Source organism: Microbacterium sp. NPDC089321 (assembly GCF_040684935.1).
Lineage (GTDB): Bacteria > Actinomycetota > Actinomycetes > Actinomycetales > Microbacteriaceae > Microbacterium.
Genome location: NZ_JBFBGX010000002.1, coordinates 668651 through 682650 on the forward strand (window position 1 = coordinate 668651; position 14000 = coordinate 682650).

A 14000-nucleotide genomic window follows, 5' to 3' on the forward strand; every position below is an offset into this window, starting at 1 on the left:
ACGTCGGACCCGGGCAGTTCGGGAATCCGAAATCCTGTCAATCGCTGATCTGACGCGGTTCCGGCGGTGCGTCGTCGATACCGTTGACTGGTCACCCACAGCACGGAGGATGCATGAACGCGCCCGCACAGCCCACAGCCGCCGATCGCCGGCAGTGGACGCGGTACCTGGTCGAAGAACGCGCTGAGGGCGCCGTGTACGCGAACCTCGCTGCTCGCCGCGAGGGCGAGGAACGCGAGATCCTGCTGTCTCTGGCCGAGGCCGAGCGACGCCACGAGCAGCACTGGCTCGATCTGCTCGGCGAAGAGCCCAAGCGCCTGCCGAAGGCCGGCCTCCGATCACGGATGCTGGGCTGGATGGCGTCTCGCTTCGGATCGATCTTCGTGCTCGCTCTCGCCCAGAGCGCCGAGGCGCGTTCGCCCTACGACACCGAGAAGTTCGCCACCCCTGCGATGCGCGCCGATGAGAAGGTGCACCATGAGGTGGTCCGCGGGCTCGCGGCACGCGGTCGACGACGCCTGTCGGGCTCGTTCCGCGCCGCGGTCTTCGGTGCCAACGACGGGCTCGTGTCGAATCTCGCGCTCGTGCTCGGCATCGGGGCCACCGGGGTGAGCGGCGGGTTCGTGCTCTTCAGCGGCATCGCCGGCCTGCTGGCCGGTGCTCTCTCGATGGGGGCCGGCGAGTTCGTGTCGGTGAGGTCGCAGCGGGAACTGCTGGCGTCGACCGAGGAGAACAACGACGCGGATGCCACTGCCGCCGATCTCGACATCGACGCCAACGAGCTCGCGCTCGTCTACCGCGCGCGCGGTATGACCGAGGACGAGTCGCTCGCACGCGCGCAACGCGTGGTCGAGGCGGCGCGGGCAGGCATCCGGCGCGACGCCACCGGCCCGATCGGCATCCACGCCGACCACGACGTCGTCGGCAGCGACTGGTCGGCGGCGATCTCGAGCTTCCTGCTCTTCTCGTCAGGAGCGATCGTGCCCGTGCTGCCGTGGATCTTCGGTCTGAGCGGCTTCACGGCGATCGTGGTCGCACTCGTGCTCGTCGGCATCGCGTTGCTCACCACGGGGGCCATGGTCGGCATCCTGTCCGGAGGGCCGCCGCTCAAGCGCGCCCTTCGCCAGCTCGCGATCGGAGTGGGGGCTGCAGCCGTCACTTACGTCCTCGGTCTCGTCTTCGGAGTCGGAGTGGTCTGAGTCGACTCTCGCGATCGGCCGCGTCAACCCCCTCCCGCGAACGGATGCCATGCGGCTGACTGGGATCTCCATCCCAGAAGCGAGGAGTTGAAGATGCCCCAGATCATCGAGACCGTCGACGTGAACGTCCCCGTGAGCGTCGCGTACAACCAGTGGACGCAGTTCGAGAGCTTCCCGCACTTCCTCGACGAGGTCGTCTCGATCACGCAGATCGACGACACCCACAATCACTGGGTCGTCAACGTCGGCGGCGCGGAGCGCGAGTTCGACGCCGAGATCACCGAGCAGCACCCCGACGAGCGCGTCGCGTGGCGCAGCATCGGCGGCGAGACCGAGCACGCAGGTGTGGTCACCTTCCACAAGCTCGACGAGAACACCACTCGCGTCACCGCACAGATCGACTGGGAGCCCCAGGGCCTGCTCGAGAAGGTCGGCGCTCTCGTCGGCGCTGGTTCGCACGCCGTGAAGAAGGACCTCGACAACTTCAAGGAGTTCATCGAGGGCCGGGGCAGTGCGACCGGCTCGTGGCGCGGCGACGTCGAAGCCTGAGCATCATTGCGCATCTCGGTCGTCATCCCGGTGAGGGATGACGCGGCACCGCTCGAGCGCTGCCTGACGGCTCTGCGTGACCAGACGCGCGCACCCGACGAGGTGATCGTCGTCGACAACGCATCTTCGGATGGGTCGGCGGCGATCGCCATGTCCGGGGGAGCGCGGGTCGTGCGGTGCACCGAGGTCGGCATCCCCCCGGCTGCGGCGGCCGGTTATGACGCCGCAGCCGGTGACCTGATCCTCCGCCTCGATGCCGACTGCGTGCCACCGCCGACATGGGTGCATGACGCCGAGTCGCAGTTCCTGCAGTGTCCCGATCTGCTCGCCGCCACGGGTTCGGCCCGCTTCACCGACGGGCCCCGCGCCCTGCGGTGGACATCTGCCGTGTATCTGGGCGGATATGGGCTCGCCGCAGGAGCAGCCCTCGGGCACAGGCCGCTGTTCGGCTCCAACCTCGCGATGCGCGCCGACGCGTGGCGCTCGGTGCGCGCCGAGGTGCACCGTCATCACACCGAGACGCACGACGATCTCGACCTGTCGTATCACCTCGGTCGCCTGGGATCACCCGGTCGGCTGCGCGGTGCGCCGATGGGCATCTCGATGCGACCGCTCTGGCCCGGACGAGGATTCCGACGTCGCGTGCGCCGGGGGTTCGACACCGTCGTGCTGCATTGGCCGGATGACTTCCCACCGTGGCGCTGGCGCCGGCTGCGCGCGCGACGATTCGCCGACTGAGACAAGAAGGCCCCGGATCCGAGGACCCGGGGCCTGTCTGTGCGCGAGGGGGGACTTGAACCCCCACGCCCTATTCGGGCACTAGCACCTCAAGCTAGCGCGTCTACCTATTCCGCCACCCGCGCAGGTGATGAAATGTTCGTTGCCGAACGAAGAATGACTCTAGCACGCCGCGGGGAGGTGTTCGAACCAGCGCGACGCCCGGGCGTGGCATGGCCGTTGGGTAGCCTGGGGTCATGCCCGACACTGAGCTGCCTGAGGTCGTCCGCATCGCCCGCGACCTGATCCGCATCGACACGTCGAACTACGGTGGGGGCCGAGCGAACGGCGAGCGGGAGGCGGCCGAGTACGTCGGCACCTTCCTCCAGCGCCTCGGCCTCGAGCCGGAGTACTACGAGCCGATCGATCGGCGCACCAACGTCATGGCGCGCGTCCCCGGTCGCGATCCCCAACGACCGGCTCTGGTCGTTCACGGGCACCTCGACGTCGTGCCTGCAGTCGCCGACGACTGGAGCGTCGATCCGTTCGAGGGCCTCGTGCGCGACGGGATGCTGTGGGGCCGCGGCGCCGTGGACATGAAGAACATGAACGCCATGATCCTCACCGCCGTCGCCGACATCCTGCGCGCGGGGGAGCAGCCTGAGCGGGATCTGATCCTCGCGTTCTTCGCCGACGAGGAGAACGGCGGTGTGGAGGGCTCTGCGCTCGTCGTGCAGCACAAGCCGGAGTGGTTCGCGGGCGCGACCGAAGCGATCAGCGAGGTGGGCGGCTATTCGATCACGGTCGATGATCGCCGCGCGTACCTGCTGCAGGTCGGAGAGAAGGCGATGCTGTGGCTGCGCCTGGTCGCGAAGGGACGCGCGGGACATGGCAGCCGGTACCACGACGAGAACGCGGTGACACGGCTGGCCGAGGCGGTCGCGGCGATCGGCCGAACGCGCTGGCCGATCCGGCTCACGCCGACCACCGAGTCCCTGCTGCAGGGGCTGAGCGACCTCACCGGTCGTCCGGTCGAAGACCCGGATGCCCTGGCCGCCGCTGCAGGGCCCGCTGAGGCGTTCCTGCGTTCGACGTTCCGCACGACGGCGAATCCGACCGTCCTCACCGCCGGATACAAGCACAACGTGATCCCCGAGACCGCGGAGGCGCTGATCGACGTCCGCGTGATCCCCGGTACGGAGGACGACGTCCTCGCCGAGCTGCAGCGCATCGTCGGTGACGACATCGAGATCCAGACCGTCGTGCGCGACATCGGCATGGAGACCCCGTTCGAGGGCGACCTGGTCGACGCGATGGTCGCCGCGCTCGGTCGTCACGATCCGGGCACCCCGGTGATCCCCTACCTTCTCGGGGCTGGTACCGACAACAAGGCTCTGGCCTCGATCGGCATCACGGGATATGGATTCGCTCCGCTGCGTCTACCCGCCGACCTCGACTTCACAGGGATGTTCCACGGAGTCGACGAGCGCGTGCCCGTAGACTCGCTTGTCTTCGGCCAGCGCGTGCTGGCCGATCTGCTGCGCAGCTGCTGATCAGCATCCCCCTGCGCGCCTCGCCTACGAAGCCTCTGTCAGAAAGCGACGCATGAACCTGCTCGAAGCGCTCATCCTCGGCATCGTGCAGGGACTCACCGAGTTCCTGCCGATCTCCTCCAGTGCGCACCTGCGCATCCTCGGCACCTTCCTGCCATCTGGGGAGGATCCTGGCGCTGCGTTCACCGCCATCACGCAGATCGGCACCGAGGCGGCCGTGGTCGTGTTCTTCTGGCGCGACATCGTGCGCATCATCGCGCAATGGTTCCGCTCGCTGACCGGCAAGGCGCCCCGCAACGACCCCGACGCCCGAATGGGCTGGCTGATCATCCTCGGAAGCATCCCGATCGTGCTGCTGGGACTGCTGTTCCAGGATCAGATCGAGACGGTGTTCCGCTCGCTGTGGGTCGTCGCGGTCATGCTGATCGTGTTCGGCGTCCTGCTCGGCATCGCCGACTACGTCGGCGCCAAGCGCCGCAAGCTCGATCAGCTCACCTACGGCCACGGCGCGGCGTTCGGAGTGGCCCAGGCGCTCGCGCTCGTGCCCGGCGTGTCCCGCTCGGGCGGGACGATCACCATGGGTCTCTTCCTCGGCTACGAGCGCGCGGCAGCCGCTCGGTACGCGTTCCTGCTCGCGATCCCCGCCGTATTCGGCAGCGGGTTCTATCAGCTGATCAAGCACGGCGGAGACGCGGATCAGCACTTCGGGCTGGGTGAGACGCTCGCCGCCACCGGCATCGCGTTCGTCGTGGCGCTCGGCGTGATCGCGTTCTTCATGAACTGGATCTCGAAGCGCAGCTTCCTGCCGTTCGTGGTCTACCGCGTTCTGCTCGGAGTCGCGATCATCGTCCTGCTGGCGACAGGCGTCATCCCCGCCGTCTGATCGGACAGGGGCCAGTCAGCGCTTGTCGGGGCCGTCGCCGCGCCGGCGCAGGTAGCGCTCGAAGGCCTGAGCGATGGCGTCGCCGGAGGCGTCGGGCGAGTCCCACGTGTCGCGGGTGCGCTCGAGCTGGCGGATGTACTCGGCCATGTCCTCGTCTTCCGCCGCTGCCGCATCGATGGATGCCTCCCACGCGGCGGCCTCGGTGCGCAAGTGCTCGCGCGCCGGCCCCACGCCGGTGAGCTCTTCGAGGCGGTCCAGCAGCGCGAGTGTCGCCTTGGGTGACGGTGACGCGGTGGCCACGTAGTGCGGCACGCTGGCCCACAGGCTGGCGGAAGGGATCCCCGCCTGGCTGAAGAACTGATCGAACACGCTGAGGATCCCGACGGGACCCTCGTACGTCGACTTCTCGAGACCGTGCGCCTCTCGCACACGCTCGTCCTGGCTCGTCGCGAACACCGAGATGGGCCGGGTGTGCGGCACGTCCGAGAGCATCGCGCCGATCGTCACCAGACCGGTGACATCGTCACGCAGTGCCACATCGACGAACTCGTTCACGAACGCCTGCCAGGCGCGGGCCGGCTCCGACCCCGTCAGAAGCCAGAGCTCCGGTCCGGCAGTGACCGGACGAACCGGACGCCACAGTGCGGCCTGCGGCCAGCGCAGCTCACGCCCGCCCTCCGCGTTCAGCCTGCTCGACGGCCGGGTGTACTGGTAGTCGAAGTACAGCTCGGGGTCGGCAGCGTGCACCTGCTCGTACTCACCCGAAGCACGAAGAGCCGCGATAGCGCCGCTCGCCGCTTCGCCGGCATCGTTCCAGCCGTCGAACGCGGCGACGATGATGCGAGAGCCGAGGACGTCCATCCCTCTCCTTCCGGGAGCCGAGCCGATCCCTCCAGGCTAGACCTCAGGGCCGGGTCAGGGGCGGCGACCCGGCTAGCATGGGTGCAATGAGCAGAAAGCCCCGCGCAGTCCTGTGGGACATGGACGGAACCCTCGTCAACACCGAGCCGTACTGGATGGCGGTCGAGACGGAGCTGGTGGAGTCCTACGGCGGCACCTGGACTCACGATGATGCCCTCAAGCTCATCGGCAGCAACCTGCTCGAGAGCGGCAGGGTGCTGCAGCAGGCCGGCGTCGACCGGGAGCCGGCCGAGATCGTCGACCTGCTCACCGATCGCGTCGCGGAGCTCCTGCGCACGCAGGGTGTTCCGTTCCGCCCAGGTGCGCGAGAGCTGCTCGCCGACCTGCGCGCCGAGGGCATCCCGACTGCCCTGGTGACCATGTCTCTGCGCCGGATGGCGCTCGATGTCGTGGCGCAGATCGACTTCACCGCGTTCGACCTCGTGGTCGCGGGCGACGACGTCGAGCGCGGCAAGCCGTTCCCCGATCCCTACCTCACCGCCGCCGCCAGCCTCGGAATCGACATCGCCGACGCCGTCGTGATCGAGGACTCGCCGACCGGCGTCACCTCGGGAGTGGCATCCGGCGCGGTCACGCTGGGCGTGCCTCACATCGTCTCGCTCGACGGCTTCGGGGCCGACGAGCTCTGGCCCACGCTCGAAGGCCGCACTGCGGCCGACGTCATCGACCTGCACACCCGTCTCGCGAAGGAGGGCGCCCGATGAGCGCCGTACGCCCCAGCGGTCCCTTCCGCGAAGGAGACCGCGTTCAGCTCACCGGCCCGAAGGGCCGCCTGCACACCATCACGCTGCGCGCCGACGGCGAGCTTCACACGCACCACGGCGTGCTGCGGCACGCCGACCTGATCGGGCAGCCCGACGGGTCCGTCGCCACGAACAGCTCGGGCCACGACTATCTTGCGCTGCGCCCGCTGCTGCGCGACTTCGCGATGTCGATGCCGCGTGGCGCCGCCATCGTCTACCCGAAGGACGCCGCGCAGATCGTGATGCAGGCCGACATCTTCCCCGGCGCCGTGGTCGTCGAGGCGGGCGTCGGGTCGGGCGCGCTCTCGCTCGCGCTGCTGCGCGCGATCGGCCACGACGGCAGCCTCACCTCGTTCGAGCGGCGGGAGGACTTCGCCGAGGTCGCGAAGGCGAACGTCGAGACCTTCTTCGGCGAGACGCCGCAGACATGGGAGGTCGTCGTCGGCGACCTGGCGCAAGAGCTGGGCACCGTGCATCAGCCGGGCACCGTAGACCGCGTCGTGCTCGACATGCTCGCGCCGTGGGAGTGCATGGACGCCGTGGCCGAGGCGCTCACACCAGGCGGCGTGGTGATCTGCTACATCGCGACCGCGACCCAGCTGTCGCGCGTCGCCGAGTACATCCGCAACACCGGGCTGTTCACCGACCCCGACGCCTCCGAGACCATGGTGCGAGGCTGGCACGTCGAGGGACTGGCGGTGCGTCCCGACCACCGCATGGTCGCCCACACCGGATTCCTGCTCACCGCGCGCCGGCTGGCACCGGGCGCGGTTCCGCCCGAGGTGCGCCGACGCGCATCGAAATCGAGCTACGGCGACGAAGACGTCGAGCTCTGGACTCCCGGAGCAGTCGGCGACCGGCAGATCACCGACAAGAACCTGCGCAAGAGGGTGCGCGAAGCGCAGAAGGCGGCGGGCGGCGCGCGGGTCGCCGCCGCGTCGCGCGAGGGTGAGCAGGCATCCGAATAGACTGGGGCCCGTGCGTAAAACGACCGCTGCCCTCTCGGCCCTCGCCCTCTCCGCAATCGCTCTGACCGGCTGCTCGGCCGCGACGCCCACCTACGAGGGCTCCGCGTGCGAGCGCGACAGCTCGGCGGCGCTGGAGACCTCGGTGAAGGTGACCGGCGAGTTCGGCTCACCAGAGGTGAGCGTCGGGACTCCCGTGCGAACGGGAGACCTCTCTTACGCTGACCTCATCACCGGCGACGGCCGAGCCATCACCGACGGCAGCCAGGAGGCGATCCTCGCGCGTGTGCTGGTGAACGGCACGACCGGCGAGCCGATCGACGCGCAGCTGCGGCTGTGGAGCCCCGAGTCCGCGGGCGCCGAGCTGCCCGGCGTCGACAGGGCACTCGAGTGCGCGACCGCGGGGAGCCGCATCGTCGTCGCTGTTCCCGCCTCCGATCTGCCGGAGGGCGTGGCTGATCAGATCGGCCTCGAGGCGAAGGGCAATCTGATCGCGGTCTACGACGTGCACTACACGACCCTCGCCAAGGCCGACGGCTCCGACGTCTTCAACGACGCCCCTGGCCTGCCCTCGGTCGTGCGTGCTTCGGACGGACGCCCCGGCGTCATCATCCCCGACACCGCGGCGCCGAAGAAGGCCGTGACCGAGACGCTGCTTCAGGGCGAGCACGAGAAGGTGGGCGACGGCACTGCACTGATCCGGTCGACCTCGGTCGGATGGAGCGACCGCACGGTCGAGCAGACCACCTGGGACGGAACCCTGACCGGCACCGACGGACTTCCGGCCGAGGTGGCCGAGGCGGTGGCGAAGGCGCGAGTCGGCTCGCAGCTCATGATCGTCGTGCCCTCTGAGGCCGGGGACGCCACGGTTCACGTCGTCGACGTCCTCGGCGTCGTGCCCGAGGAGTTGACGGCGCAGTGACAGCCGCCCGCGTACCGGCCGAGGAGCGCCTGACGAATCTCGTCGTGGCGCTGATGGCCACGGAGATCGGGCTCACGAAGCAGCAGATCATCGAGAACGTCTCCGGCTATCGACAGCGGGTCGAGGCGGGCGCCAAGACGGATGCGCTGGAGAAGATGTTCGAGCGCGACAAAGACGAGCTGCGCTCCCTCGGTGTGCCGATCGAGACCATCGGCGACCCCACCGACCCGCAGGATCTCCGCGAGGCGCGCTACCGCATCCCGCAGGCCGATTACGACCTGCCGGCCGATATCGATTTCACTCCGGCGGAGCTGGCGGTTCTTCGCCTCGCGGGCAGCGTCTGGAGCACCGAATCGGTCTCGCTCGACGCGCGCTCCGGTGTTCGCAAGATCCGTGCACTCGGCATCGATGGCGACGAGCCGATCATCGGGTTCGCGCCGCGTATCGCCGCTCGCGACGCGGCGTTCCCCGCTCTCCAGGAGGGGATCGAACGCAATCGCGTCGTGGTCTTCGAGTATCTGAAGCCGGGGGAGAAGGCGCCGACTCGTCGACGCGTGCGGCCGCTCGCCCAGATCGAGTACGAAGCGCGCTGGCATCTGTTCGGCATCGACATCGACATCGACGCCGAACGCACCTTCCTCCTCAGCCGCATCGTCGGCGATGTGAAGGTGACCGCTCAGACGTTCGACGTCGCACTGCGCGAGGGGGCCGCAGATCGGGCACTCGCCGGGCTCGAGCATGTCGCGGCATCGCAGAGCGCCCTCCTCGAGGTGACGCCGGGTACTGAGGCCGCACTGCGGCTCGGGCGTCGCGCCATCCCGCAGGCGCAGGGGATCGCTGTCGGCTACGTCGACCGGCACATCTTCGCCGATGAGCTCGCGTCCTACGGCCCAGAGGTGCGTGTCGTCTCGCCTGACGACCTGCGGGATGCGGTGATCGAGCGTCTCAGGGCGATCGTCGAGCAGCACTCGGCCGATCGCCGGGCAGGAGGGAGTCGGTGATGAGCACTTCCGGGGCGCCTCTGCTCGCCGCCGACCGCGTGAGGCTCTACCTCACCCTCGTGCCGTACCTGCTCGAGCGGGGCCAGGTCACGCTCGACGAGGCTGCGGCCGACTTCGGGGTCACTCCCGAAGCGCTGCGCAGAATGGTCGAGAAGCTCACGGTGATCGGACTGCCCGGTGACTCGGGCTACTGGCAGCTCCCGCAGGAGATGTTCGACATCGACTGGGACCTGCTCGACGAGCACGACATCATCGAGATCACCAACGACGTCGCCCTGCGGCGCGTGCCGCGACTCACCGCGCGCGAGGCAGCTGCGCTGCTCGCGGGCCTGCAGATGGTCGCCTCGGTGCCGGCGGTGGCCGAGTCGGGCCTCGTCGCCGGCCTCATGGCGAAGCTGTCGCGGGGATCCGCAGGTGCACCTCCGGATCTGATCGTGGCCCCTGCCGCCGTCACCGAGGTGCAGCGTGTCGTCTCGCAGGCCCTGCACGACGGGGTGGCCGTGTCCTTCCGCTATCAGGCACCGGACGCGCAGCCCACGACTCGCACCGTCGACCCTGCCCAGATACGCATCGACAACGGTCAGTGGTATCTGCAGGGCTGGTGCCATCTGCGCACCGCCATGCGCACGTTCCACCTCGACCGGGTGAGCGACCCCCGGCTCACAGACATCCCCATCACGCACGCCGACGCCGCGGTCCCGACCGAGTTCGGCGATGGTGACGGCCCTGCGGGCGAGGTGACCGTGCGGATTCCCGAGCGGCTGGCGCAGATGATCGGCTCGTTCCGCCAGGAGGAGATCGAACGCTCCGATGGGCTCGTCACCCTTCGCATCCGGATGGCCGATCCTCGTGGGATCAAACGGATCGCCGCGCGCTTCGGGGGAGCCCTGGAAGTCCTTGACCCCCCTCTGGCCCGCACGACCACCCATGACTGGGCGGCTGCAGGACTCGAACTGTACGCGACACCTGGCTCGCGTCCCGTCCGGGTAGACTGATCGCACCCTCGATTTAGGAGCTCCACATGTTTGCTGGCCTCAACGGATGGCACCTGGTTATCCTCCTCGTCGTCATCCTTCTTCTCTTCGGTGCGGCAAAGCTGCCGGCGCTGGCCAAGAGCATGGGCCAGTCGGCCCGCGTCTTCAAGGGCGAGATGAAGGCCATGCGCGAGGAAGACGCGGCTGACCCCACGAAGAAGAAGGACACCGCGACCGACGTCGATCCCGAATCGCCCGCCGGTCCTGATCGCACTGTCTGATCAGCGTGGCTGCGGTAGATTCCCACGCCGCGAAGGACAGCCAGCCGCGCGGTGAACGGCGGATGTCGCTGGGCGCTCATCTTCTCGAGTTCCGCAAGCGGCTGATGCTGTCGGCTGCCGGCCTGCTGGTCGGCATGATCGTGGCGTTCATCGTGACCGACCCGATCATCGCGTTCATCTCGGAGCCGATCAATCGGGTGGCCGAAGAGAGCGATCAGCTCGTGGCGCTCACGTTCAACTCGGTGACGGCGCCGTTCGATCTGCGGATGCGCATGGCTTTCTCGCTGGGGCTGTTCCTGTCGGCGCCGATCTGGATGTGGCAGATCTGGGCGTTCATCATGCCCGGGCTGACCCGCAAGGAGATCAAGTACACGCTCGGGTTCCTCGGCGCGGCGCTGCCGCTGTTCTTCGCCGGATGCTACGTCGGCACGCTCATCGTGCCGCACATCATCGAGTTGATGGCGACGTTCACCCCCGATGGCGCTCAGAACCTGTACACGGCCAAGGAATACTACGACTTCGTCTTCAAGATGATGCTCGTGATCGGCGTGGCCTTCGTGCTGCCGGTCTTCCTCGTCGCGCTGAACTTCGCCGGCATCCTGTCGGGTCAGGCGATCCTCAAGGGCTGGCGGGTCGCGGTGCTCATCGCGACGACATTCGCGGCCCTCGCCACGCCCGCTGCCGATGTGGTCAGCATGCTGATGCTGGCGGGCATGCTCATCGTGCTGTACTTCGCCGCTGCCGGCCTCACCCTGCTGCTCGACAAGCGCCGGCGCAAGAAGCGCATCGCCGCCGGTCTCGAACCCGACCTGCCGACGGCATGAGCTCGCCCGCTGAGCGCTACGCCGCAGCGCGCGCGGCAGCGGAGCATCCTCACACGCAGGCGTTCGCCGATCGGCAGCGCTTCGCGCTCGACCCGTTCCAGGTCGACGCGTGCTACGCCCTCGAGCGGGGCCGCAGCGTGCTCGTGGCCGCGCCCACGGGCGCAGGCAAGACCATCGTCGGCGAGTTCGCGATCCACCTCGCGATGCAGACCGCGAACGACAAGGCCTTCTACACGACGCCGATGAAGGCGCTGTCGAATCAGAAGTTCCGTGAGCTCGTCGACGTCTACGGCGCCGACGAGGTCGGCCTGCTCACCGGTGACACGAACATCAACGGCAACGCGCGCATCGTGGTGATGACCACCGAGGTGCTGCGCAACATGCTGTATGCCGACTCCGACGCGCTGCGCGGCCTGCGCTACGTCGTGATGGACGAGGTGCACTATCTCGCCGACCGCTTCCGCGGCCCCGTGTGGGAAGAGGTCATCCTGCACCTGCCCGAGCACGTGCGGCTCGTGTCACTCAGTGCGACGGTGTCGAACGCCGAGGAGTTCGGAGACTGGCTCGACACCGTGCGCGGCGATACCGATGTGATCGTCTCGGAGATCCGGCCCGTGCCGCTCGAGCAGCACGTGCTGGTCCGCGACGACCTGCTGCCGCTGTTCGACGAGCGCGCAGGCATCGCCACCGCTCAGGTGAACCAGGAGCTGCTGCGCATCAGGTCGTTCACCGGGTCGAGGCACGAGAGCAACCGCCGCGCACAGGAGTACCGCAGCAATCGGCACGCGGGTCGCGAGGCGCACCGCCCGCCGCGCGGCGGCAAGCGCCCGGTGCGGGCGTCGAACATGCGTCGCATCGAGCGCATGGATCGCCCTGAGGTGGTGCGTCTGCTCGAGCGGGCCAACCTTCTGCCGGCCATCTTCTTCATCTTCAGTCGCGTCGGCTGCGATGCAGCGGTGCAGCAGGTGCGCCGCGCCGGCGTCCGCCTGACCTCTCAGGAGGAACGCGAGCAGATCCGGGAGATCGTCACCGATCGCACCCGTGCCCTGCAGGACGAAGACCTCGATGTGCTCGGGTTCTGGCAGTGGAGGGATGATCTCGAACGGGGCATCGCTGCCCACCACGCCGGCATGCTGCCCGCATTCAAAGAGGTCGTCGAGGAGCTCTTCCAGCGCAAGCTCGTAAAGGCCGTCTTCGCGACCGAGACGCTCGCACTCGGCATCAACATGCCTGCGCGCACGGTCGTCCTCGAGAAGATGGAGAAGTTCAACGGCGAGGCGCGCGTCGCGATCACCTCGGGGGAGTACACCCAGCTCACCGGCCGCGCCGGCCGCCGCGGCATCGACATCGAAGGTCATGCGGTCGTGCAGTGGACAGAGGGCATGGACCCGCAGGCTGTCGCGGCCCTGGCATCCCGTCGCACCTATCCGCTCAACTCGAGCTTCCGCCCGACCTACAACATGGCGGTCAACCTGATCGACCGGTTCGGGCGCGCGCGAGCACGCCAGATCCTGGAGTCGTCCTTCGCGCAGTTCCAGGCAGACCGCTCCGTCGTCGGACTCGCCCGCAAGGTGCGAGAAGCCGAGGAGTCGCTGACCGGCTACCGCGACGCGATGACCTGCGAACACGGAGACTTCCTCGAGTACGCCGCCATGCGGCGCGAGCTCAGTGATCTCGAGAAGAAGGACCGCCGGGATGCCGGAGGCCGCGCGGCTCGGGACAAGCGGATGAAGAAGATTCAGACGCTGCGCAATCGGATGCGGCGGCATGCGTGTCACAGCTGTCCTGATCGCGAAGCCCACGCCCGCTGGGCCGAGCGCTATTTCTCGCTCAAGCGCGACACCGACCGCATCCGACGCCAGATCGAGACCCGCACCGGAACCGTAGCGCGGATCTTCGACAGGGTGATCGATGTGCTGCAGGTCGTCGGCTACCTGGATGGCGAAGGCGACCGGCTGTCGCTGACGAGCGCGGGGCGCACGATGCGCCGCATCTACGGCGAACGTGACCTGCTGGTCGCCGAATCGCTGCGACAGGGGCTCTGGCGCAATCTGGATGCGCCGTCGCTCGCCGCCATGGCCAGCTGCCTGGTGTACGAGCCGCGGCGCGACGAGCAGAACATGGGGGAGCGCGGGCTGCCTCGCGGTGCGTTCCGCATCGCCTACGATGCCACGACGCGGCTGTGGGCCGAGCTCGATGAGCTCGAGCACGACTATTCGCTTCCGCGTACCGAGCCCCTGGCACCCGGACTCGCCGCCGCTATGCACGCATGGGCGCGCGGTGGGGCGCTCGACCGGGTGCTGATCGATGCAGACATGGCCGCCGGTGATTTCGTGCGCTGGGCGAAGCAGACGATCGATCTGCTGGACCAGCTCTCGATCGTCGCAGAGGATGCCGAGCTGGGCCGCACCGCTCGGCGTGCGCTCGAGGGTGTGCGCCGCGGCATCGTGGTCTACACCGCGGTGTGA

Annotated in this window: 14 protein-coding genes and 1 tRNA gene; 13 read left to right on the plus strand and 2 right to left on the minus strand. The window is 68.4% G+C overall.

Going from position 1 to position 14000, the window contains the following annotated elements; translation table 11 throughout:
• Positions 1-113 precede the first annotated feature (113 nt).
• The 3 genes from AB0N59_RS11240 (at position 114) to AB0N59_RS11250 (ending at position 2486) form a co-directional block, all read left to right on the plus strand.
• Positions 114-1199: a VIT1/CCC1 family protein gene (locus AB0N59_RS11240; RefSeq protein ID WP_363482971.1), complete on the plus strand. Its 1086-nt coding sequence runs from the start codon at positions 114-116 to the stop codon at positions 1197-1199.
• Between the two features lie 93 nt (positions 1200-1292).
• Positions 1293-1748, plus strand: coding sequence for an SRPBCC family protein (locus AB0N59_RS11245; protein WP_363482974.1), 456 nt, complete (start codon positions 1293-1295; stop codon positions 1746-1748).
• Between the two features lie 6 nt (positions 1749-1754).
• Complete coding sequence (locus AB0N59_RS11250; protein WP_363482977.1) at positions 1755-2486, plus strand: glycosyltransferase family A protein; 732 nt, start codon at positions 1755-1757, stop codon at positions 2484-2486.
• Positions 2487-2526: 40 nt separating this feature from the next.
• Here the strand turns inward: AB0N59_RS11250 and AB0N59_RS11255 are convergent.
• Positions 2527-2611 (minus strand) — tRNA-Leu (locus AB0N59_RS11255).
• Positions 2612-2722: 111 nt separating this feature from the next.
• Here AB0N59_RS11255 and AB0N59_RS11260 point away from each other — a divergent pair.
• Both AB0N59_RS11260 and AB0N59_RS11265 read left to right on the plus strand, forming a co-directional pair.
• The gene (locus tag AB0N59_RS11260) at positions 2723-4018 is read left to right on the plus strand and encodes a M20/M25/M40 family metallo-hydrolase (protein ID WP_363482980.1); all 1296 of its coding nucleotides are present in this window, start codon (positions 2723-2725) and stop codon (positions 4016-4018) included.
• A gap of 52 nt (positions 4019-4070) precedes the next feature.
• Positions 4071-4901: an undecaprenyl-diphosphate phosphatase gene (locus tag AB0N59_RS11265; RefSeq protein WP_363482983.1), complete on the plus strand. Its 831-nt coding sequence runs from the start codon at positions 4071-4073 to the stop codon at positions 4899-4901.
• 15 nt (positions 4902-4916) lie between these two features.
• Here AB0N59_RS11265 and AB0N59_RS11270 read toward each other — a convergent pair whose 3' ends face one another.
• Entirely contained in the window at positions 4917-5762 is an 846-nt protein-coding gene (locus tag AB0N59_RS11270; protein ID WP_363482986.1) for a PAC2 family protein, read from the minus strand.
• A gap of 86 nt (positions 5763-5848) precedes the next feature.
• Between AB0N59_RS11270 and AB0N59_RS11275 the strand changes: the two genes are divergently transcribed.
• From AB0N59_RS11275 to AB0N59_RS11310, 8 genes are all read left to right on the plus strand, one after another.
• Positions 5849-6526 carry an HAD family phosphatase gene (locus AB0N59_RS11275; protein WP_363482989.1) on the plus strand — a complete coding sequence of 226 codons (678 nt, stop codon included), beginning with the start codon at positions 5849-5851 and terminating at the stop codon, positions 6524-6526.
• Complete coding sequence (locus AB0N59_RS11280; RefSeq protein ID WP_363482992.1) at positions 6523-7533, plus strand: tRNA (adenine-N1)-methyltransferase; 1011 nt, start codon at positions 6523-6525, stop codon at positions 7531-7533. The genes AB0N59_RS11275 and AB0N59_RS11280 overlap by 4 nt, the downstream gene beginning before the upstream one ends.
• 10 nt (positions 7534-7543) lie before the next feature.
• Positions 7544-8452, plus strand: a complete 909-nt coding sequence (locus tag AB0N59_RS11285; RefSeq protein WP_363482995.1) for a hypothetical protein — start codon at positions 7544-7546, stop codon at positions 8450-8452.
• A gap of 53 nt (positions 8453-8505) precedes the next feature.
• Positions 8506-9453, plus strand: coding sequence for a WYL domain-containing protein (locus AB0N59_RS11290; RefSeq protein ID WP_363484205.1), 948 nt, complete (start codon positions 8506-8508; stop codon positions 9451-9453).
• Positions 9453-10448: a WYL domain-containing protein gene (locus AB0N59_RS11295; RefSeq protein WP_363482998.1), complete on the plus strand. Its 996-nt coding sequence runs from the start codon at positions 9453-9455 to the stop codon at positions 10446-10448. Before AB0N59_RS11290 ends, AB0N59_RS11295 begins: the two co-directional genes overlap by 1 nt.
• Positions 10449-10474: 26 nt before the next feature.
• Positions 10475-10708, plus strand: coding sequence for a Sec-independent protein translocase subunit TatA (tatA, locus tag AB0N59_RS11300; protein ID WP_204973610.1), 234 nt, complete (start codon positions 10475-10477; stop codon positions 10706-10708).
• Between the two features lie 62 nt (positions 10709-10770).
• Complete coding sequence (tatC, locus tag AB0N59_RS11305) at positions 10771-11532, plus strand: twin-arginine translocase subunit TatC (protein WP_363484208.1); 762 nt, start codon at positions 10771-10773, stop codon at positions 11530-11532.
• Positions 11529-14000 (plus strand): DEAD/DEAH box helicase, encoded by a 2472-nt coding sequence (locus AB0N59_RS11310; protein WP_363483002.1) that lies wholly within the window; start codon positions 11529-11531, stop codon positions 13998-14000. The genes tatC and AB0N59_RS11310 overlap by 4 nt, the downstream gene beginning before the upstream one ends.